We start from the raw sequence: 22,268 nt of genomic DNA on the forward strand, positions 1-22,268 counted from the left end.
ATGCCCTTCTGAAATTACACATCCTGCCGTCGGTCATTCTCGGACTGGAGGAACAGGAAAAAGCCTTTGTGGCGGCTTCAATTAAAGTAAAGATTAACAGCGATAGAGAGAGGGAGAGAGAAATGAAGCGAAAAGCAGATAAGGGAAGGAAAAGAAGGTGATGAAATGTCAGAAAACAGCAGTGCGGCCGTATGGGCGGACAATTTTGCGGACGCACTGATCCGAGCGGTCAGTGCGGTGGATCTGTTTGCTTCCGCCATAGAACAGATACCGTCTGCCGCTGGCAGTATGGCCAATGCGGTATCAAACCAGATTCTTTCTGTGCAACAGACAAGCATGAATGTCGCTGTCACAAACATAAATGTGCTCAACCAGTCGTGGCAGCAGTTGTCCCGGACGATAGAAAGTACGGAACAAAACATTGATGCAAATGTGAAAGTGCAGGAGGAGCTCAACCAAAAAGTGGAAGAAGGAATGAGCAAAGCGGAAAAGTTGAAGCAGGCGTTTATGGGGTTTATTAAGAAGTATGCGACGATGGATCATCTGGAAATGGCTTTCAAACTTTCAGATGATCTGACGGCGGCGACTGCCCGGCTGGATATGGTAAACGATGGTATGCAGACAACGCAGGAATTACAGAATATGGTCTACCAGTCCGCGCAGCGGTCAAGGAATGCCTATCAGGAGACCGCAGATACCGTGACGCAGATGGGAACGATGGCAGGGGGCGCCTTTTCCGGCAACAGAGAGATGATAGGTTTTGTGGAACAGATCAATAAGCAATTTGCACTTGCCAATCTGGGAGCTACGGACACAGGGGAAGCCATGCAGCAGATCACGCAGGCGATGAGTGACGGCGTCCTCAGCGGCGAGCAGTATAACAGCATTTTAGCTAAGGCACCGAACATCCTCCAGTCGATCGCCGACTATATGGGCGTCCCCGAAGAAGAACTGAAAAGTATGGCGGCGGAGGGTGTCATAACGGCTGAGATTATGAAGGCGGCCATGTTTGCGTCAGCGGACGAGACGAACGCCCGGTTTGCCAATATGCCGATGACATTCAGTCAGATCGGGACTTCCATCCGTAATACCGCTTCGCAGGCATTTCAGCCGATCCTGCAGCGGCTCAGTGAGATCGCAAACAGCGAAGGCTTTCAGACGCTTGTGAACGGTATCGTGCAGGGGATGGTGATACTCATTGGCATCATGGTCAGGGGGTTCGAATTCATAGCTGGAATTGCAGAACTTGTGATCGAACACTGGGATCAGATTGTACCGGTCATTGCCGGAGTTGCAGCGGCTATTCTGGCTTATCATGCGGCTGTGCTGATTGCAAGTATCGCGCAGGCAGCTTTCAATTTTGTTCTTTTGTCGTGTCCGCTGATACAGATTGTATTACTCATCGGAGCTTTGATTGCAGGGATCATTGCTTTGGCACAAAATTTTTCCGGAGTGGGTCACATTGCACAGAGTGTGTTCGGGGTGCTCTGCGGCTGGGTGAACGTGGCAATTCAGGCTGTTATAAACTTCGGACTTATGGTCGCCAACATTGCTCTTGGCATTGGAAGTGCAATAGGTGCACTTGCGTTCAATATCATGGCGGCCTTCCATAATGCGATCTGTTCCGTGAAGGCATGGTGGTATGATCTGCTGGCAACGGCGCTGAAAGTGATCGAAAGGATATGCATCGGATTAAATAAACTGCCATTTGTGGAATTTGATTTTTCCATGATCAGCAATGCGGCGGACGAGTATGAGGAAAAGGCGAGAACGGCAGAGAGCGACAAATGGGAATATAAAGACATTTCGGAGGCCTTTGATGCAGGGATGTCGACTTTTGATGCCTTTGAGCATGGATGGGCAGAGGAGGCATACAGAGATGGGAGCGCGGTTGGAGACGGCTTTGCAGAAAGGATCGATAACATCTTGCCTGACATGTCTGATCCGACTTCTTTTTTCACGGCAGACGGGGGAAACGGATATGGCGGATATGGAAACGAAGGATTCGACGGATACGGAGAGGATTGGCCTGGCGGCTTTGGAGGAGAAACGGGGAATATCGCAGGCGGTGTCGATGAGATTGCCGGCAATACCGGAGCGATGGCCGACTCTGTGGAGATGAGCAAGGAAGACCTGGGGTATCTGCGGGACATTGCGGAGCAGGAAGCGATCAATCAATTTACAACCGCGGAGATTACCATTCAGCAGACGAATAACAATACGATCAAAAGAGGCATGGACCTGGATGGGGTTGTCTCCCGTCTGGACGCTGCTCTTGGTGAAGCGATCGACATGATGGCGGAAGGGGTGTATGTATGATGAAAAGCGGCTATGATTTTTATCTGGGGCGGTGTCTGTTACCGGTCACTCCCTCCAAACTGACAGTACAGATCAACAATGCCAATGAGACGGTTACTTTGATTGATGAAGGAGAGATCAACATACTCAGGCAGGCAGGGCTGACGGAGATTGAATTTGAATGTGCGATTCCGCAGGTGCAGTATCCATTTGCCGTCTATCCGGCCGGCTTTCAGGATGCGAATTATTTTCTCGATTATTTTGAGGCGCTGAAAACAAGCTGCAAACCGTTTCAGTTCATCGTCTGCCGGAGGATGCCGCAGGGCAGTACACTGTTTGACACCAATATCAGGGTATCGCTGGAAGACTATAGAATCAGTGAAGACGCAAAAGACGGCTTTGATCTGAATGTAAAGATCAGCCTGAAGCAGTGGAAGGATTATGGGGCGAAAACAGTGTATGTCAGCGAAGACGGGACGCAGGGGTCTGTCGAGGAACAGAGGGAGACAGACAACGCGCCGACAGCGCAGTCGTATGAAGTCAGAAAAGGAGACTGTCTCTGGAACATTGCCAGAAAATTTTATGGAAACGGCGCTAAATATACGGTCATTTATGATGCAAACAGAGAAGTGGTCGGCGGTAATCCGAATCGGATCTATCCGGGTCAGGTGCTGTCGATCCCGGCGCTTTAAGAAAGGCAGGTGATTGAATGAATCTCGAACTTCTCATAAGAAACCAATCAGGGACGAAGGCATATCTTCCGGCAGTGGAAGAAGGGATCGAATGGACGACGGAGCGGCAGGGCTCACCGGGGAAACTGACGTTTCAAGTCTTGCCGGACGATGTACTTGACTTTTCGGAAGGGAGTCTGGTGACGCTCAGAGAAGGTGATTATAATATTTTTTACGGTTATGTTTTCAAACAGCAGAGAGACAAGTCGCGGATCATCACGGTCACTGCCTACGATCAGTTACGGTATCTGAAAAACAAGGATATTATCGTCTATGAGGAACAGACGGCGGACCAGCTTGTACGACAGATCGCGGCAGACTATTCCCTGCAGGTCGGGGATTTGGAACCGACGGGCTATGTCATCGAATCGGGAGTCGAAGATAACATTCCCCTTTTTGATATGATTCAAAAGGCGCTTGACATCACGATGAAGAATACGGGTGAACTGTTTGTCCTGTATGATGATTTCGGAAAGCTGACCCTGAAACGGTTATCTTCAATGACGGTAGGAGACGGCATGGGGAACTGCCTGCTGCTGAATGCGGAAACAGGTGAGAATTTTGAATACACTTCATCGATCGATGACAACACCTATAACAAGATCAAGCTGTCCTGTGAAGATGAAAATACAGGTAAGCGGGAAATATGTACGGAACATGATCCGGAAACGATGAGACAGTGGGGCATTCTGCAATATTTCGACACATTTAAAAAAGGAGAGAATGGTCAGGAGAAGGCGGCGGCTCTTCTGAAATTATATAATAAAAAGACACGGAACCTGAAGCTGTCGAAGGTACTTGGCGATAATCGTGTGAGGGCAGGCAGCCTGATTGCCGTCAACCTGGATCTGGGTGATGTTGAGGTGAGAAATTTTATGTTGGTGGAAAGCTGTAAACATACATATAAAGAAGGTGAGCATTGGATGGATCTGACACTTAGAGGAGGTGGATTTGTTGTCTGATGCAAATGGAATTATAGAAAAGATCAAAAGGGCGGCTCTGGAAGCGCAGGACGCCGCCAAACCGGTCAATATCTGTTATGGAGAGGTGATTTCAAGGATTCCTTTGAAGATCCGGGTGGAACAGAAACTGCTGCTTGGGGAGAAGCAGCTTATCCTGACGAGGAATGTGACCGATTTTACGACGACGATCAGCGTGGATCAGGAGACGGAAAAAGAAGCAATGGCGGAGGAAGGCGGCGAGTCTGTGCCGCCTCACAGCCACCGAATCACGGGGGTGAAACAGATCACGGTCCATAACGGACTCAAGGCAGGTGATAAAGTCGTTATGCTCAGACAGCAGGAAGGTCAGAAATTTATTGTAGCCGACCGGATAGGAGGCAGCCTATGATTCCGGCAGTAGTTGGGAATCCGGATCAGGATTTTAAGATCATCAGACAGCCGGACATGACTTACAGGATGCAGATGGAAGCCGGAGATGTGCTTGGCCGCGCCGATGGGCTGGAAGCGGTGAAACAGGCGGTTTATAAGATTATCATGACAGAGCGCTATCAGTATCTTATGTACTCGTGGAATTATGGGATTGAGCTTTTGGATCTGATCGGGGAACCGGTGACCTATGTATGTCCGGAATTGAAACGCCGGATCACGGAGGCGCTGCTCTGTGATGACAGGATTGAGAGTGTCGATCACTTTACGTTCGATCTGCCGCGCAAAGGCGTTGTTCATGTGGCATTTACGGTACATTCTGTCTTTGGAGATGTAATGGCGGAAAGAGAGGTGAATTTTTGATGTATGAATCGGTCACGTATGAAACGATTCTCAAACGTATGCTGAGTCGTGTGTCTGATAAACTTGACAAGCGGGAAGGATCTGTCATCTGGGACACCCATTCCCCGACAGCGATCGAGCTGCAAATTCTGTATCTGGAACTCGATTCGATCCTGCGGGAAGCATATGGAGATACCGCTTCCAGAGAATTTTTGATTTTACGTTGTAAGGAGAGAGGACTGTTTCCCTATCCGGCGACCCGGGCAGTGCTGCAAGGTGAGTTTACACCGGCAGAAGCAGATGTGACAGGGAAGCGGTTTAACATTGGCCGCATTAATTATACGGTCACGGAAAGGATCGGAGAGGGAACGTATCAGGTACAATGCGAAACGGCAGGGGAGATCGGCAATCAGTATCTGGGAATGATGACGCCGATCGACTATATCACAGGGCTGGAGACGGCGGAGCTGACACAGGTCCTGATCCCCGGCGAGGAAGAAGAAGATACGGAAGATCTGCGGCAGAGATACTTTGCATCGTTTGAGGAAAAGGCGTTTGGTGGAAACGTTGCAGACTACATGGAAAAGACGAATGCGGTCCCCGGAGTTGGCAGGACGAAAGTTACACGAGTCTGGAATGGGGACGTCTCTCCCTCCGATATGATTCCGTCCGGGAACGTAACGGCCTGGTATGAGAGCGTCATCGACACGATGGAAGAAGAGAGTGCGGCATGGCTCTCTGCGGTCTATACAGCGGCGGCAGAAAAGAAACTGACGACAGGTGGTACGGTCCTTCTGACGATCACGGACTCGGAATATGGGCCGGCATCAGATACGCTGATCAGGACCGTGCAGGCTGCGATCGATCCGGAGGAACATGCCGGAGATGGCTATGGCCTCGCCCCGATTGGTCATATGGTGACAGTAAAAAGCGCAGAGCCGGTCACAGTCAATGTGAATACGGAAATTACGCTTGAGGTCGGATACGAATGGGACCATTTGCAGGCTGCGATTGACGCGGCCATCTCCGGCTATCTGCTTGATTTGCGAAAGGAATGGTCTGAACGGCCATATCTGGTCGTGAGGATCAGTCAGATTGAATCGCGGATTCTGAATATTTCCGGAATCGTGGATATTAAAAATACATCGATCAATGGAGCAGAAGATAATCTGACGTTAGCGGCAAATGAAATTCCTGTTTACGGAGGTGTCACGGATGATAAGAGAAGTTGATCTTGTATCCTATCTGCCTCCCTTTATGAAGGAATATAAGCAGATTCACGCGGCGCTGGAAGCGGAAAATCCGGAGTTTTCCATGATCTGGAATGCCGCGGATCAGACCTTACGCAATGCCTTTATTGAGACGGCGGATGAATATGGGATCTGGCGTTTTGAAAAAATGCTGCACATTTATCCGTCTGCAAAGGATACGCTTGCGTCACGAAGGGCGAGAGTACAGGCACGCTGGTTCAGGACTTTGCCATATACCGAGAGGATGTTTATTGAGAAGCTGGTAACGATATGCGGTACGCACAATTTTGCTTTGCTCAAAAAGTATTTGCAGTACCGGCTGGAGCTGGAAGTGAGCCTGGAACTGTATGGACAGGTCGAAGAGCTGGAACGGATGCTCAGAGAGATGATCCCCTGTAACCTGACTGTGGTTATTCGCAATACGATTGCCGCACAGGTGGAAGGCTGTGTCTCGTTTGCAGGAGGACTTGAATTTGCGGAATGCTATCTGATCACAAACGATAGCCAGGAAACGGTTACGGTAGAGGGCAGGGCTTTGTATGGAGGGAGCTTCATTAATACGGTAGATATGATCGTTATCGATCACTGACAGAGAGCGGTTGCGGAGCAGGGGAATCTGGTCTGCAGCCGTTTATTATAAGAATAAAACTGAGGTGTCAAAAGGTATTGTTCCTGGCTCCTTTTTGACACTTTAATCAGGATAAGGAGGAAAAGTATGGCAGAATTTTCAAAACTGATGATGACCGGAAAAGGGCAGGCATTGATCGCAAAAGTGATTGCCGGAACCGGCAATGTTGAGTTTACTAAAATAGTAACATCAAGTACAGCATATGAACCGGAACAGACAGAGGGTCTGACAGAACTTGCCAATGTAGAGCAGACAAGTCTGATCTCAAGTATTATGAGAACAAACGAGGTAGCTGTAAAAATAGAGACTTCTTTCAACAATCTGGAACTGACAGCAGGATATTACATGCGGTCTCTGGGACTGTATGCGATTGACCCGGACGAAGGAGAAATCCTCTATGCTGTGACAACGGAGGTATCGGGGAACTGTTACATGCCTGCTTATAATGGGGTCACGGTATCCGGCGCCTATGTCAAACTGATTGCGACCGTGGGAAATGCGGAGCATATTTCTCTGGAAGTGAATGCGGCAGCGACAGCGACCATCGGGAACATCCGGGAGCTGCGGGAGAATCTGGGCAGTGTCGAGATACGCTTTGATGATGTAGAGGACGCAGAGCGGGAGAATATACAGTCCCGGGAGACACTGGGGACGATGCTGGGGAAGATCAGGAAATGGTTCTCGGATCTGAAATCAGGTGCTTTTGCCAGCGTGGTAAACGACTGTGTGACGACAGAGGAAGGGACAGTCCTGGACGGTCGGCAGGGGAAAGTGTTGAAGGATGAGATTGACGGATTGAAAGCGGCAGATAGTGAGATAAATAGCAAGATAGATGCGTTAAAAAAATCTGTAGCTGATGGCAAAACAGCCGTTGCCGCTGCCATCAGCGCTAAAGGTGTCAGTACGGCAGCGGACACATCGTTTGCCACGATGGCAAATAATATTCGAAATATTGTTACAATAAGACAACCCAATACAATAAGATTCTCTAAACATGGACGTCAATGTTCCTTCAGTCAGGGTGTTACCACCGGAAAACATTACTTGATAACATATGCAGCAGTAAATAAATATGAAATGTCAGGCTGGGCTAACGGAAACTGGTCCGGAAATGGAGGAAATTTTGTAGAAATATACAGAAATCAACAACCGCCGACATCAATGCTTGCAGTCTATGTAACTGCTACTTCCGGTTCCATTAGTTTTAGTAAAGACTATGGTAATGATAATTTAACAGGGGCGGGCTGCCTTATGCTACAATTAGATTGATATGCTCAATAAACCTCTGTGAGTGCTTCTCAAAATGAGAATCTGTGTTCATGAGCAAATAATTGTTAATGGAAACATAGCAGCTTTCTCGGATTATTTCGATGTAAAACCTTACATTGTGATGCAAGGATAACCCATTAGGTATAGTGTGATGGGCAGTTAGCAGACTGTGGTCATCATGGATTACCATAACCCGTATGGAAATACGTGATAACAATATACAGTTATCCATGCACAATACTGCTGATTCTATAGTTGATGTTAATGTGACTGTGTTAATACTATATCAAAAACCATCATAATGCTACATGACATATGGTTGGATTGTTAGGCTTGATTAAACTAATCCATATGCTTTTACTAGATATTCGTGCGGTTCTTCAATAACCCCGTTTCGTTCACATCTTATAATTATAGACTGGCCTTTTTTCAAAGGGTAGAAGACGGATACATATATATATTGGAATTAGGTGCAGAATGTCTCCCAACAATGGTTCCATCAATTAACTCAGTCGTATATGTATCTGTTTTTAAATTCAACAAGCCAACGATACAGCAATTCCATTCAGCTATATATACTTGTCCATTTCTAAGAGCAGCAAGCTCTATATTTGTATTTATGTACGGTAACTTGCTATTTATCTAATGGTGGGCAGAAAAAGTGTTTCTTTTGTTATAATAGATTGAAAAAAGGAGGAACACAGAGTTGGTGGAGAAGATCATTGCAAAGGTACTCGTATGGATGGAAGGGAAAGGGATGGAGGAACTGAAAAATGCTCTGTATTTTGTGCTTTCCGATTACGAGATCAGCAAAAAGAGTACGGAGGTGCAGCCTATAGACAAGAGCTGGGAGGAAGAACTTGGCGCGTTCCTGATCAGGAAACGTGTAGAGGGACGGTCGGAAAAGACAATCCGGCAGTACAGTCTGCACCTGCGGCGGTTGTTACGGTGCTTGAATAAGCCGGTACAGGAGATCACGGAAGCGAACTTGTTTTTGTATATTGAGATGTACAAGAGGCAGAGAAACGTTTCCGGGGCTTATCTGGATAATATCAGGCTTGTCTTCAGCTCATTCTTCGGTTGGTTGAACAACAAAGGGTACATAAGCAGGAATCCGGCGGCGGGACTTGATCCGATCAAGACTGAAAAGCGAATCAAAAAGCCGCTGTCGGACATAGAATTGGAAAAGCTTCGCAGGAAGTGCAGGCTTGAGAGAGACCTGGCCCTGATTGAGTTCTTATACAGTACCGGGGTGAGGGTGTCAGAGCTGACAGCCCTGAACAGACAGGACATCAATTTTGACAGTATGGATGTAGTCGTCTATGGAAAAGGGGCAAAGGAGAGGGAAACCTATCTGACAGCAGCGTCCTGTATGCACTTAAAAGAATATCTGGATTCCCGCACCGATGATAACGAAGCGTTATTTGTGGGATTAAAGAGTCCACACAGAAGACTGACGGTAGCAGGCGTGGAAGAGATACTGCGCAGGCTGGGGAGACAGACAGGGATCGAAAAGGTGCATCCGCACCGGTTCCGTAGGACAATGGCAACGAATATATTGAACAAGGGGATGCCAGTGGAAGAGGTGCGGGACGTTTTAGGACATGTAAAGCTGGACACGACGATGATCTACTGTCAAATAAATAAAGAGAACGTACGGCATTCCCACAGGAAATTTATGTCAGCGTAAATATGTAGAGAAAATGGAAAGCAATCAAGCAGGCCTGCCGGGTGACAGGTCTTTTTGTCGTTAAAAAGAAGGAGGAAGAGGGAAAATATGGGATTGAAAAACGATAAAGCATTGCTGGGAGACTGCGAAAAAGAAAAACTGCAATGGGAACAAAGACAGAACGGAGCATGAACAACAGGACTGGTGGATAAATATGCTTCGGTACTTGATGGAAGGAAACGTGTATTTGGAATAGCCGTAGAAAGTTGTTATAAATGAAAATCGCTGTCATACAGTTGTACTCATAAATGCAGGTGAGGGATAAAAGAATTGCTACTGCATATACTTGATTTAGCCGTGCATACGTGATATGGTATGTATAGGCAAAAAGAAGCGAGTAGTCCATGCAGGACGGAAAAACGAAAAACCCCGGTGTTGCAGCATCGGGGTTTTTCTATTCCCTGTTTTGGGGTGGAAGGGCTTAGCTCCACAGGTTAGTTACCGGTCATTTTCCGCTGTCTAACCATTTGATGATGTAGTGGCAAACCACACCAGCCGTGACAGCGACTAAAAAAGAAGCGAGTACTTCCATACAGACACCCCCTTCCCGTACCAGTTTAGGGAGCGGTAACACAAAAATCTTATCATATCCTGTCAGAAGAAACAACAATATGGCAGGTAATGAGATAAATAGCAATTTATCTTACGATCCACAAGATGGGTTTCCAAACAAACATTGGGGACCGATCTTATGCGCTGTAAAATAAGACCTTCTCGGGTCTTTTTTTAATACAGAGATTTATGAAAGGGGGGCGGTATGTAACTTGTATGCGTTCACGCCAGGAAAACAGCAGATGAATTATGTGGGTAGCCTGCATAAGAAAATCTTGCAAAAACAGAGATTGTCTCTTCAGGTGAAGCAGTAAACGAATCATATTAGGAACTGTTACCGAATCATGTCGCTGATACAGTGACCGGGGAGAGGTGCCGGTTTACTGGCGGACAGTGAGGGAAAAGTAATTATAACAGAAATGGAGGCAGAAGGATATTATGAAAAGAATTGATTGGAAACGGAAGTTGACGAGCAGGAAGTTCTGGGCGGCCATTGTGGGCTTTGCAACTCCGCTCATGGCTATGCTCAATGTATCAGATGATACGGCTGTTCAGGTGACAGCGCTTATTATGTCAGGCGGCACTCTGATTGCATATATTATCGGAGAAGGAATGACAGATTTAGCCAATATTGAAACACAGGAAGGAGCAAAATATTATGGTGATTAATGTACATGCCGGTCATAATCCGGACGGAAAAACAGCTTGTGGGGCAGTGGGCTTCATTCGGGAGTCCACGGAAGCAAGAAGGGTGAAGGACGAGACGGTCTATCAGTTGCGGCGGTTAGGGCATACGGTGTATGACTGTACCTGTGAAAATGGGAGAAGTCAGGCAAATGTGCTGACCAAAATTGTAAACGCGTGCAATGCACATACGGTCGACTTGGACGTATCCATTCATTTTAACTCGGGTGCAAAGGATTCCGAGGGGAATGGAACAACGTCAGGGACTGAAGTTCTCATTTATAAAAAGGGAAATGCCGCACAAAAATATGCAAAATCGGTGGCTGATGCAATTTCTGCACTTGGCTACAGGCGGCGTTCTGACACGACATCTCCGGAAGCTGGAGTGAAATTGAGGAAGGAACTCTATTTTTTGAACAAGACGAAGGCACCGGCGATGCTGGTCGAATGTTGTTTTGTGGATGACCGGGATGATGTACAGTTATATGACTGTCAGAAGATGGCGTCTGCGATCGTTTACGGTATTACCGGAAAGAGAGTGGCAGATCAGGAAGAGGTAACAGAAGATAAAGAGGCGTCTGCGACGGATGCGGAAACGGCAGTTGGGGATGGGAGTAAACTCTATCGTGTGCAGATCGTGGAGCAGAAAGGCGCATTTTTTGTAAAGGAAAACGCAGAGAGGTATTGCAATGAATTAAAAGCTGCCGGGTTTCATGCCATGATCGTAAATGCGTGAGCAGGTTCCGGAACGTTGGTATGTTTTACAGAGGAATGTCAGCTATACTGCTTGTGTACATATATGACTGATTCCAATGGCACAGAAAGTAAGGCTTTGAAAAAGTGATTGACATTTTCTGCGAATTATAGCACTATATAGTGTATGATCTAAGGACATGCAGAAACAAGCGATGCCATTCTGGGATACGACGTATACGGAAATGGTATTTTTATTTATGTAAAGAGATAAGAGAGATACGATAAGAAGAGAGAAATGCCAGGAGGGATATATGAACGGGCGTCATTCTTATTTTGAGGAGGCATTGTCAGATTTTATGTATGATGCGGCCAGTGGCGGCGCCATCAGACATCTGACAGATCTGGGATATTCCGTGGACCAGATGATGGAAGCACTCTCTTATCCTACACCGCGGGAACGGGTGCGAAAGACTGTCTATCGGTATATGCTGGAGACAGGATTGCTTTTGCGTGAACTGCCACAGGGAGCGGATCTGCGGAATGTTACACTGCGGATTTCGGATACTGTGAAGGCAGACAACGATCTGTATCAGAAAATCAAAGCAAACGGAGCGGATTACTGTTATGTTTCCTGTCCTTTTGGTATGTGGAGGCGAAATGAAGGGACGGCATCAGAGCAGAACATGTTTTCGGACAGGCTGTCATGTCTGAATAAAAGAGAGCGGGAATACATTGCAGGGATTCCGTGGGAGGACAGGCTGATGTATCACAGGCTGAACAGCCGTATGAGAGAGATTGGCAGAAAACTATTGCTGAATGGAATACCGGGATGTGGCTATTACTTTCTAAAGACAGGGGAAACCGTCGGGGCTATATTGCCGGAAAGATCATCAGAAAACGAGGAGAACTTCGGTGACAGAAGCGTCTGAGAGAAAAGGAAAAAGATCGCAATACCGCTGGGTGTGGCTGTCTTTGATCAATCTGTGCATTCATCTGACAGATGGGCTTGTGACATATATCAATACGCCGGATCTTGGGCTGGAGGCCAATATACTGGTTTCACGGTTTGGTTTGGGCTGGGGCGCATTGTTTACGGCAAACCTGATCGGCTTTTTATGTATCGCATGGATGGCATGGGATTTCTGCCGCTATGAACATGTGAAGATTCCGGCCAGGAGCTGGTTCGACTATTATATGCGTCTGTTTTATGGGGATGATTATAAACCATACTGGTGTCTGTATCGGTTTTCCGGCAACTGGAAAAGTAAACTGGCAATGATCAGCTACAGTGTTTACTGGGGACTGACGGTGGGAGCTGTCGTTCCTGTTCTGGGCTGGATTCTCTATATGGCGGATGCTGAGCCGTCATGGTGGCACTCCATGCGTTTCAGTTTTATCACAGCGCTTATTGTCGCCTATACTGCTCTGGCAAAATGGATTCGAGATGGATACCGGTCAGGCAGTCAGCTGCAAGAAGGAGAATGAGAACCGATGAGAAAAGCGAAAACACAGAGCAGCTGTGAGAGCTGTCTGCATTATGAATATGACGAAGAATATGAGTGCTGTCTCTGTCAGATTGATCTGGATGAGGACGAGATGGCACACTTCCTGACAGAGAGACATTTTTCCTGTCCGTATTATCGCTTTGGAGACGAATATGCGATTGTGAGAAAACAGATGTAGGAGGAAGATACAATGGAGCAGACGAAGCCTGTGGAGAATAAGATGGGCGTGATGCCTGTCAATAAATTGCTTTTGAATATGTCACTGCCGATGATGGTATCGATGCTGGTGCAGGCGCTTTACAATGTGGTGGACAGTATCTTTGTGTCCCGGATCAACGAGAATGCACTGACGGCGGTATCACTTGCATTTCCGATTCAAAATCTGATGATTGCCGTGGCGGTGGGTACCGGTGTGGGTATTAATGCGCTGCTTTCGAAATCGCTGGGAGAGAAGAACTTCGACAAAGTCAATAAAGTAGCGGCAAACGCAGTTTTCCTGGCATTTGTCAGCTACTTTGTGACATTGATGATCGGTATCTTTGGCGTTGGCATTTTTTATCGCAGTCAAACTTCCAATATGCAGATCGTGGAATATGGAATTCAGTATGGCAGGCTGTGCTGCTGCCTTTCGTTCGGTGTGTTTTTACAGGTGACGATGGAGCGGCTGCTCCAGTCTACCGGGAAGACATTTTATACGATGATCATTCAGGGGACCGGGGCGGTGATTAATATTATTTTAGATCCGATCCTGATCTTTGGGCGTTATGGGTTTCCGCGTATGGGAGTGGCAGGTGCTGCGGCCGCAACTGTGGCCGGTCAGATCATTGCCGCAATATTGGCAGTTATGATCAATCAGAAAGTGAACCATGAAGTAGAGATCAAATGGAAAGGCTTCCGGCCAAGCAGGAAAACGATAGGACAGATTTATAAAGTTGGCATTCCCTCTATTATCATGCAGTCGATTGCTTCGGTCATGATCTATGGCATGAATCAGATCCTGATGGCGTTTACTTCGACGGCTACGGCAGTGCTGGGCGTATACTTTAAACTGCAGAGCTTTATCTTCATGCCTGTGTTCGGACTGAACAATGGGATGATCCCCATCATCGCCTATAATTACGGGGCCGACAACAAAAAGCGTGTCGTACAGACGATATGGTACAGTACTGTCTATGCAGTCGTGATCATGGCGGTGGGAACTGTAGTTTTCCATGTGTTTCCTGCGGGTCTTTTACAGATGTTTGAGGCTTCGGAGACGATGCTTCACCTTGGGGTCCCGGCACTGCGGATTATCAGCGTCAGTTTCGTTGTCGCCGGTTATTGTATCGTGTGCGGCAGTGTATTTCAGGCGCTGGGCAATGGCATGTACAGCCTGATTGTCTCTGTAGCGAGGCAGCTTGTCGTACTGCTGCCGGCAGCTTTTCTGTTGTCCAAGCTGGGAAATGTAAACTATGTATGGTGGGCGTTTCCGATCGCAGAGCTGGCTTCGCTGGTCATGTCGACCGTATTCCTGATCCGTATCTACCGGCAGATCATCAGTAAGCTGAATTAGAAGAAACAGGGAGGCCGGTCGGGAGAGAAAGCAGGGGTGAAAAAACTCCGGTTTATCTTGACAGGCGGGAGGCAGTTTATATATAATCTTAAGAGCATACCGTGTGATGCGGAATACTTTGTATCATGGCGGTATGCGTTTTGCGGATATGGCGGAATTGGCAGACGCGCCAGATTTAGGTTCTGGTGGGAGACCGTGCAGGTTCAAGTCCTGTTATCCGCATCAGGTTTATCATGTAAGCGCAAAAGCGACGGCATCTGTTTATGATCCCGTCGCTTTGTATACACTGGCAGGAACAGATGAGAAAAATCAGAGAGGTGATGGGATGAAATCAATTTGTGGAGCCGACTGTGAGCAATGTGCTTTCAGCGGGAAGTGCAGTGGATGCCTGGCAACGGGCGGGCAGCCCTTTGGGGAAAAGTGTATAGTTGCAGTCTGCTGTCAAAAAGGAGAAGATGCGTTAAACGAATTTAAAGAAAAACTGATCGCGGCATTTAACGGTCTGAATATCCGGGATATGGAAGAAGTGACGGATCTCCATGCGCTCAATGGCGCTTTTATCAACATCACCTGCCGTTTGCCTGGCGGACAGACGGCAAAGTTTTGGAATGATAACAAAATTTATCTGGGAAATCAGTTACATAAAAAAGGCAGCGACAGGTGTTATGGGATTGCTGCTGATGAGAATTATCTCATGGTCTCGGAATATGGGGAGGCCGGCGCGGATGCAGAGCTTGTAGCGTTTCAGCGCTGGAATTGAACGATCTTGTGAAGAGGGAATGATATGGCTGAGGTATCTATTCGGAAAGCAACACGTGCAGATGTTGATGGGGTGGCGGCAATCTATGAGAAGATTATTGCCGAAGAGGAAAATGGCCGGGCGAGTGTAGGATGGAAACGGGGAATCTATCCACAAAGAGCCACAGCGCAAGCCGCCATAGAAAGAGGCGATCTGTTTGTCGAGGAAAGCAATGGCAGTATAGTCGGAACGGCGGTCTTAAACAAGACGCAGGTCGATATATATGAAAAGGCGCGCTGGCAATACAATGTACCGGCGGAACAGGTTATGGTTATGCACACGCTTGCCATAGACCCGGATGTGAAAGGCTGCGGGCTTGGCAGGGCGTTTGCAGAATTTTATGAAACATATGCCCTGCAAAATGGCTGCCATTATCTGCGGATTGATACCAATGAGCGAAATGGCAGCGCACGCAGATTTTACAAAAAATCAGGGTATCAGGAAATTGATATTCTGCCCTGCACGTTTAACGGCATGGAAAAGGTCCGCCTCGTACTGCTGGAAAAGCGGGTGTGAGATCCCGGCAAATGGCCGCTTCTTGTCCGTGGCCTCCTCTCTATCGTTTGTAAATTCTGATTAGTCTGTGATGATACCAGATCATGGCGATGATTCCGCCGAGTGGCGGGATGACAAGCCATGCGAAGTCCGACCCGGTCCCGGCTCCCGCGGCATAGGAGATCATAACCATGGCGCCATATGCGATCCACATCATACCATGCCGTTTATTCCATGCAGGGACGTCAGATAATTCTTTTTCATCAAAGGGTTTTTCACCCGAGTAGAAAGTGACAGGCGTCTTACTCCTGTATTGTGAGATGCCAATCCCGATCAGTAACAATGCTACAATAAAATAAATGACAAAACAAATCATGCTGGCAGTATTCATTGCTGGTTTTTCCTTTCAATATAAAATTGCGGGCGGCTGTTGCTTAGCGCTGATTAAAAAATATCATAAAAGTTTTCATAAATCAACTGACTCCAGGACTTGACGCAGGTATTTGGGTTATACTAAAGACAGGTAACTACGGGTATGTCTGTTTACAGAAGGAGGAAAGTATCGTATGGCAAAAAGGTTATTGGACTGTTATGCCTCGGACCTTGTCAGGTTCACGAGGGAAGATTTGCTGGAGTCTGTCGTCAAAAGTGAAGGGCGTGTGCTTGCCTGTGAAACGATCGGCACCATCCGGCCAATGCTTGGCGATGTGACGAACGCGGAGTTTGTCTCGGCGATGGGGGCGGATATTGTGCTGCTGAATATGTTTGATGTGAAAAATCCTGAGATCCAGGGTATGCCGAAAACGCTGCCGAACGACACGGTGAAAATGTTGAAGCGGCTGACGGGGCGTCCGATCGGTATCAATCTGGAACCGGTGGATCCAGGAGAAGAGGGGGAGACCGACCCACTCTGGCAAATGTCGGAAGGCAGGCGCGCGACTCTGGAAAATGCAGAACTCGCTTGCAGGATGGGAGTGGATATGATATTGCTGACCGGCAATCCGGGTATGGGCGTGAGCAATGAAGCGATTGAGAAGACGCTGCGGCTGTATAAAAAGAATCTGGGTGACAAAGTCGTATTGGCAGCAGGAAAGATGCATGCTGCCGGAATTCTGGAAGAAGCTGCGGAAAACATTATGACGAAAGACGACGTTAAGCGGTTTCGCAGCGCCGGTGCGGACATTTTGTTATTCCCTGCTCCGGGGACAGTGCCCGGGATTACGGTGGAGTATGTGAGGGAGCTTGTATCGTGTGCCCATAAGCTGGGAGCGCTGACGATCACAGCGATCGGCACTTCCCAGGAGGGAGCGGATACGGCCACGATCAGAGAGCTCGCGCTGATGTGCAAGATGACAGGGACAGATATTCACCATCTGGGCGATGCAGGGTATGCCGGTATGTCTCTGCCGGAAAATATTCAGACTTATGGAGTCGCCATTCGCGGTGTCCGCCACACATATCACCGTATGGCAGCATCGATCGGGCGATAAACGGAAGCGGCTTCGGGTATCGGGACTCGTGAAAAATAATGATACAGGATGGGGAAACGATGGAACTGTTCCTACAGATCTGCCAGCTTGTGCTGGGTTTTGCACTTCTTGTGAAAGGTGCGGACTTTTTTGTAGACGGAGCGGCGGGGGCCGCGTCAAAATTTGGGATTCCACAGCTCGTGATCGGTCTGACGGTCGTGGCGATGGGGACAAGTGCGCCGGAAACGGCGGTCAGTCTGACGGCAGCCTTTCAGGGAAATGCGGGGATCACGATTGGCAACGTACTCGGCAGTAATATTTTAAATATTCTGGTTATCCTCGGTCTGACAACGGTAATCGTTCCCCTGCATGTGAAAGAGTCTACGGCTCATTTTGAAATGCCTTATGCCATTATCGTCTCGGCTCTTCTGGCTGTACTCGGACTCTGGGACGGCGTCGTCGGGTTTGTGGACGGGGTGATTCTCTGGATGGGCCTGCTGCTGTTTCTTGGGTACCTTTTCAGACTGGCCAGAAGCGGAGATGCGGAAACCGAAGAGACAGGCAGGAGCAGTAAAAACCTGGGCCTGCTGCTGGCGATGACAGCAGGCGGGCTGGCTGTCATCATCTGGGGCAGTGATCTGACGGTAGACAGCGCCACGGCGATCGCGCAGGCGCTCGGTGTGGATGAGAGAGTGATCGGTCTGACGATTGTGGCGCTTGGGACTTCTCTGCCGGAACTGGTCACAAGTGTGACCGCAGGACTGAAAGGAAATGCAGATATTGCCTTTGGCAATATCATAGGCAGTAATATTCTGAATGTCCTGTTCGTGGCGGGCACGACGGCTCTGATCACACCGGTAGCCTACGCGGACGGCTTTCTGCCGGACAGCCTTGTGCTGGTGGGCGCTTCTCTTCTCTTATGGCTTCTGGCCGTGAAGCGCAGAACACTGAGCCGGGCCGGAGGTATTGTTATGCTGCTGTGCTATGGCGGCTACCTGTGGTATTTATTATAAAAAGGCGCCGGTAATTTTGGAGACATGCCCTTGTATTGCCATTTTTTTTCTGTTATAATCGACTTGCGAATGGTGTGGCGGCAGGTTTTCGCAGGCAGAAGGCGTGCATCCTCACGAGATGATAAACATAGTAATAGTATAAGAAGGAGAATGAGTCATGAAAGGAAATATTGTTGTTGGACAGTCCGGCGGACCTACCGCAGTTATCAACTCTTCGGTTGCAGGTGTATATGCGGCTGCCAAGAAGATCGGCGTGAAAAAAGTGTATGGTATGGTTCACGGGATTCAGGGATTTTTGGCAGACAATCTGTGTGACCTGGATGAGTATCTGAGCGATGAGTCAGGCATCGAGCTGTTAAAGAGAACACCGTCGGCGTTTCTCGGGTCCTGCAGATTTAAAATGCCCAAGATCGAGGGTCATGAGGATGTTTATGAGAAAGTATTCGAGATCATGGAGAAGCATGACATTGAGTGCCTGTTCTATGCAGGCGGAAATGATTCCATGGATACGGTAAAGATGCTGTCTGATTATGCGGCTGCTCACAACAAACCGCAGCGCTTCATGGGCGTTCCCAAGACAATCGACAATGATCTGCCGATCACGGATCACTGCCCCGGCTATGGCTCGGCAGCGAAATATATTGCGACATCGATCAAGGAGATCATTCGTGACAATGCTTCCTTCGGTGTTGAGAAACCTACCGTATGTATCGTGGAGATCATGGGCCGCAATGCAGGCTGGCTTACCGCAGCCGCAGCTCTGGCAAAGGGTGCCGACTGTGAAGGGGTTGACGCGATTTATCTGCCGGAGAAGACATTTGACATGGACGCTTTCATGGCAAAGGTGAAAGACCTGGCAGCCAGCAAATCTTCCGTTGTGATCGCGGTATCCGAGGGTGTAAAGATTGCTGACGGACGTTATGTCTGCGAGCTTGCAAATGCGAATGTGGCAGTGGATGCGTTCGGACATAAGCAGATGTCCGGTACAGCCGCATATCTGGCACAGGCGATTGCAGCAGAGACAGGACTGAAGACAAGAGCGATCGAGTTCTCAACACTGCAGCGTGCAGCTACCCATCTGGCATCTCTGACAGACATCAATGAGGCATTCCAGGTTGGTCATGATGCAGTGCTCGCAGCCGAGGAAGGCAAGACCGGCATGATGATCACGCTCGACAGAAACGGTGATGATCCTTATCAGTGCGGTACAAGCGCATATGATATTCATGCGATCGCCAATGTTGAGAGAGCCGTTCCGGATGAATGGATCACAGAAGACGGATGCGGGTTGAATGAAAATTATGTAAAATATGCTAGACCTTTAATTATGGGAGAATTACAGCCGTTGTTTGTAAACGGAACTCCGAGACATCTGGTACGCAAATAATAATAAACTGTACAGGAGAGGGTGATTCTTTGAGTCATCCTCTTTTTATACGAACAGGCAGCAAGAAGGAGGAAATCACTATGCCGATGGAACGGGTAATGCAGCAGGAAGTCATTCAGATGAATTTGGAAGAGACACTTTCCGGAATCGTTCGGGAGATGTATGGAAAGTCCATAAGCGAAGTCAGTGACAGTGAATTATACTATGCGATACAAAAGCTCTGTAAAGGGATTTTAAGGGCCAGACCGGAAATATCGGGTGACAAGAAGATCTATTATATCTCTGCGGAATTTCTGATCGGCAGACTGTTGTCCAACAACCTGATCAACCTGGGGATTTACGGCAAGCTGGAAGAGATCTTAAAAGCCAACGGAAAGGAATTATCCGCAATCGAAGAAATGGAGCCGGAACCTTCTCTCGGCAACGGTGGTCTGGGCCGTCTTGCCGCCTGCTTTCTGGATTCAATCGCGTCGATGGGGCTGCCAGGGGAAGGCATTGGTCTCAACTATCACTTCGGCCTGTTCAAACAGGTGTTTCGGGATAACCTTCAGACGGCGGAAAAGAATGACTGGATTGAGAAAAATTCCTGGCTGACAAAGACAGACGTCACGTTTGACGTTTATTTTGGAGAACGGAAAGTGACGTCACGGTTGTATGACATCGACGTTGTCGGCTATGAAAACGGCGTGAATAAGCTGCGCCTGTTCGACATAGAATCGGTAGATGAAAGTCTTGTCAAAAAGGGGATTGATTTTGACAAGGAAGAGATCGAGAAAAACCTCACGCTGTTCTTATATCCCGATGATTCCGATGAGGCGGGCAATCTGCTGCGTATCTATCAGCAATATTTTATGGTCAGCAATGCGGCGCAGCTTATCTTGCGTGAGCTGAAGATCAACAAATATGATCTGCGCCAGATGGATGAACATGCGGTGATTCAGATCAATGACACCCATCCGACGATGGTCATACCGGAACTGATCCGTATTCTTGTGGATGACAAAGCCTTTACGATGGATGAGGCGATTGAGGTTGTGACCAAGACGTGCGCGTATACGAATCACACGATCCTCGCGGAGGCGCTGGAGAAATGGCCGCTTGAGTATCTGGAAAAAGTCGTGCCTCAGCTTGTGCCGATCATCAAGGAGCTGGATAAACGGGTGGCGGCGAAATATAAAGACGAGAAAGTACAGATCATCGATGAGGATGAGAAGGTGCATATGGCGCATATCGACATTCATTATGGATTCAGCGTCAACGGTGTGGCTGCCATCCACACGGATATTTTAAAGAACACGGAACTGAAGCCGTTTTATGATATTTATCCCGAGAAGTTCAACAATAAGACAAATGGTATCACCTTCCGCAGATGGCTGCTCTCCTGTAATCGGGAACTGACTGCTTTTATCGACGGGCTGATCGGAGAGTGCTATAAAAAAGATGCCTCCAGGCTGGAAAAACTGCTCGCTTATCTGGAAAACGATGAGGTGCTCGATGGTCTGGAAGCAGTGAAAAAGCAGAAAAAACAGGAGCTGGCTGCTTATGTAAAGGAAAAGGAAGGGGTAGAGCTGAACGCGGATTCTATCTTTGATATTCAGATCAAACGTCTTCATGAATATAAACGCCAGCAGATGAATGCGCTGTATATCATTCATAAATATCTGGAGATTAAAAAAGGTAAAAAGCCAGCGACACCTGTCACCTTCCTATTTGGCGCCAAGGCGGCTCCGGCCTATGTGATTGCGCAGGACATCATTCACCTGTTGCTCGTCTTGCAGCATATTGTCAACAATGACCCGCAGGTCAGCCCTTATATGAAAGTGCTGATGGTGGAGAACTATAATGTCAGCTATGCGGAGAAACTGATTCCGGCCTGTGACATTTCGGAGCAGATTTCTCTGGCTTCCAAGGAAGCGTCGGGTACGGGAAATATGAAATTCATGTTAAACGGCGCGGTGACGCTGGGAACCGACGACGGAGCCAATGTGGAGATTCATGAACTGGTGGGAGACGACAATATTTATATTTTCGGAGAAAAGTCCGATACTGTCATTTCCCATTATGAGAATAAAGATTATGTGTCAAAAGACTACTACAAGAAGAGTCCGGTGATCCGGGAAGCTGTGGACTTTATCACAGGGAAGCAGGCGCTTGCAGTGGGACATAAAGAGAATCTCACGCGGCTTTCGAAAGAGCTGCTCGGCAAGGACTGGTTTATGACACTTCTCGATCTGGAGGACTATATCAAAGTCAAAGATCAGGCGCTGAAAGACTATGAGAACCGCCGGAAATGGAAACAGATGATGCTGGTCAATATTGCCAAAGCCGGATTCTTCTCTTCCGACAGGACAATCGCACAGTATAACCGCGACATCTGGAAGCTGACAAAAGTGTGAGCCGCTGTCTGCATGAAAAATAATATGCGATACAGGTAATGGCGGGGTGCGGATATTTCGCATCAAAAATCAGGAAAGGAACAAA

General features: G+C 47.9%; 22 protein-coding genes and 1 tRNA gene. 22 read left to right on the forward strand and 1 reads right to left on the reverse strand.

The window, feature by feature from the left end; genetic code table 11:
- Nucleotides 1-165 precede the first annotated feature (165 nt).
- The 18 genes from V1224_03375 (at nt 166) to V1224_03460 (ending at nt 15,939) form a co-directional block, all read left to right on the forward strand.
- Nucleotides 166-2,319, forward strand: a complete 2,154-nt coding sequence (locus V1224_03375) for a tape measure protein (GenBank protein WWR16509.1) — start codon at nt 166-168, stop codon at nt 2,317-2,319.
- Nucleotides 2,316-2,990, forward strand: a complete 675-nt coding sequence (locus V1224_03380) for a LysM peptidoglycan-binding domain-containing protein (GenBank protein ID WWR16510.1) — start codon at nt 2,316-2,318, stop codon at nt 2,988-2,990. The genes V1224_03375 and V1224_03380 overlap by 4 nt, the downstream gene beginning before the upstream one ends.
- A gap of 17 nt (nt 2,991-3,007) precedes the next feature.
- Complete coding sequence (locus V1224_03385; protein ID WWR16511.1) at nt 3,008-3,991, forward strand: hydrolase; 984 nt, start codon at nt 3,008-3,010, stop codon at nt 3,989-3,991.
- Nucleotides 3,975-4,379 carry a DUF2577 domain-containing protein gene (locus V1224_03390; protein WWR16512.1) on the forward strand — a complete coding sequence of 135 codons (405 nt, stop codon included), beginning with the start codon at nt 3,975-3,977 and terminating at the stop codon, nt 4,377-4,379. The genes V1224_03385 and V1224_03390 overlap by 17 nt, the downstream gene beginning before the upstream one ends.
- Nucleotides 4,376-4,780 carry a DUF2634 domain-containing protein gene (locus V1224_03395; protein ID WWR16513.1) on the forward strand — a complete coding sequence of 135 codons (405 nt, stop codon included), beginning with the start codon at nt 4,376-4,378 and terminating at the stop codon, nt 4,778-4,780. The genes V1224_03390 and V1224_03395 overlap by 4 nt, the downstream gene beginning before the upstream one ends.
- Nucleotides 4,780-5,991, forward strand: coding sequence for a baseplate J/gp47 family protein (locus V1224_03400; protein ID WWR17412.1), 1,212 nt, complete (start codon nt 4,780-4,782; stop codon nt 5,989-5,991). Before V1224_03395 ends, V1224_03400 begins: the two co-directional genes overlap by 1 nt.
- Complete coding sequence (locus V1224_03405; GenBank protein ID WWR16514.1) at nt 5,975-6,598, forward strand: putative phage tail protein; 624 nt, start codon at nt 5,975-5,977, stop codon at nt 6,596-6,598. Before V1224_03400 ends, V1224_03405 begins: the two co-directional genes overlap by 17 nt.
- A 126-nt stretch (nt 6,599-6,724) precedes the next feature.
- Nucleotides 6,725-7,906, forward strand: a complete 1,182-nt coding sequence (locus tag V1224_03410; protein ID WWR16515.1) for a hypothetical protein — start codon at nt 6,725-6,727, stop codon at nt 7,904-7,906.
- Between the two features lie 709 nt (nt 7,907-8,615).
- On the forward strand, nt 8,616-9,596 hold the full coding sequence (gene xerA, locus V1224_03415; protein ID WWR17413.1) for a site-specific tyrosine recombinase/integron integrase: 981 nt from the start codon (nt 8,616-8,618) through the stop codon (nt 9,594-9,596).
- Between the two features lie 1,029 nt (nt 9,597-10,625).
- Nucleotides 10,626-10,856 (forward strand): hypothetical protein, encoded by a 231-nt coding sequence (locus V1224_03420; GenBank protein WWR16516.1) that lies wholly within the window; start codon nt 10,626-10,628, stop codon nt 10,854-10,856.
- On the forward strand, nt 10,846-11,607 hold the full coding sequence (locus tag V1224_03425) for an N-acetylmuramoyl-L-alanine amidase (protein ID WWR16517.1): 762 nt from the start codon (nt 10,846-10,848) through the stop codon (nt 11,605-11,607). Before V1224_03420 ends, V1224_03425 begins: the two co-directional genes overlap by 11 nt.
- 271 nt (nt 11,608-11,878) lie before the next feature.
- Nucleotides 11,879-12,496, forward strand: coding sequence for a hypothetical protein (locus V1224_03430; protein WWR16518.1), 618 nt, complete (start codon nt 11,879-11,881; stop codon nt 12,494-12,496).
- Nucleotides 12,480-13,052, forward strand: a complete 573-nt coding sequence (locus V1224_03435) for a hypothetical protein (GenBank protein WWR16519.1) — start codon at nt 12,480-12,482, stop codon at nt 13,050-13,052. The genes V1224_03430 and V1224_03435 overlap by 17 nt, the downstream gene beginning before the upstream one ends.
- A 6-nt stretch (nt 13,053-13,058) precedes the next feature.
- On the forward strand, nt 13,059-13,250 hold the full coding sequence (locus V1224_03440; protein ID WWR16520.1) for a DUF6472 family protein: 192 nt from the start codon (nt 13,059-13,061) through the stop codon (nt 13,248-13,250).
- A gap of 12 nt (nt 13,251-13,262) precedes the next feature.
- Entirely contained in the window at nt 13,263-14,624 is a 1,362-nt protein-coding gene (locus tag V1224_03445; protein ID WWR16521.1) for an MATE family efflux transporter, read from the forward strand.
- Nucleotides 14,625-14,766: 142 nt separating this feature from the next.
- Nucleotides 14,767-14,846: transfer RNA gene (locus V1224_03450), tRNA-Leu, on the forward strand.
- A 103-nt stretch (nt 14,847-14,949) separates the two neighbouring features.
- On the forward strand, nt 14,950-15,384 hold the full coding sequence (locus V1224_03455) for a DUF3795 domain-containing protein (protein WWR16522.1): 435 nt from the start codon (nt 14,950-14,952) through the stop codon (nt 15,382-15,384).
- Nucleotides 15,385-15,408: 24 nt separating this feature from the next.
- A complete protein-coding gene (locus V1224_03460) occupies nt 15,409-15,939 on the forward strand; it encodes a GNAT family N-acetyltransferase (protein ID WWR16523.1) in 531 nt (176 codons plus the stop codon).
- 40 nt (nt 15,940-15,979) lie between these two features.
- Here the strand turns inward: V1224_03460 and V1224_03465 are convergent, their stop codons facing one another.
- Complete coding sequence (locus V1224_03465; GenBank protein WWR16524.1) at nt 15,980-16,309, reverse strand: hypothetical protein; 330 nt, start codon at nt 16,307-16,309, stop codon at nt 15,980-15,982.
- Nucleotides 16,310-16,484: 175 nt separating this feature from the next.
- Between V1224_03465 and V1224_03470 the strand changes: the two genes are divergently transcribed.
- From V1224_03470 to V1224_03485, 4 genes are all read left to right on the forward strand, one after another.
- Nucleotides 16,485-17,408 carry a haloacid dehalogenase-like hydrolase gene (locus V1224_03470; protein ID WWR16525.1) on the forward strand — a complete coding sequence of 308 codons (924 nt, stop codon included), beginning with the start codon at nt 16,485-16,487 and terminating at the stop codon, nt 17,406-17,408.
- A gap of 38 nt (nt 17,409-17,446) precedes the next feature.
- A complete protein-coding gene (locus V1224_03475; protein WWR16526.1) occupies nt 17,447-18,400 on the forward strand; it encodes a calcium/sodium antiporter in 954 nt (317 codons plus the stop codon).
- A gap of 157 nt (nt 18,401-18,557) precedes the next feature.
- On the forward strand, nt 18,558-19,787 hold the full coding sequence (locus V1224_03480; GenBank protein WWR16527.1) for a diphosphate--fructose-6-phosphate 1-phosphotransferase: 1,230 nt from the start codon (nt 18,558-18,560) through the stop codon (nt 19,785-19,787).
- A gap of 80 nt (nt 19,788-19,867) precedes the next feature.
- The gene (locus V1224_03485; protein ID WWR16528.1) at nt 19,868-22,183 is read left to right on the forward strand and encodes a glycogen/starch/alpha-glucan phosphorylase; all 2,316 of its coding nucleotides are present in this window, start codon (nt 19,868-19,870) and stop codon (nt 22,181-22,183) included.
- Nucleotides 22,184-22,268: the final 85 nt, after the last annotated feature.

It is taken from the genome of Lachnospiraceae bacterium JLR.KK008 (assembly GCA_037015955.1).
GTDB lineage: Bacteria > Bacillota > Clostridia > Lachnospirales > Lachnospiraceae > VSOB01.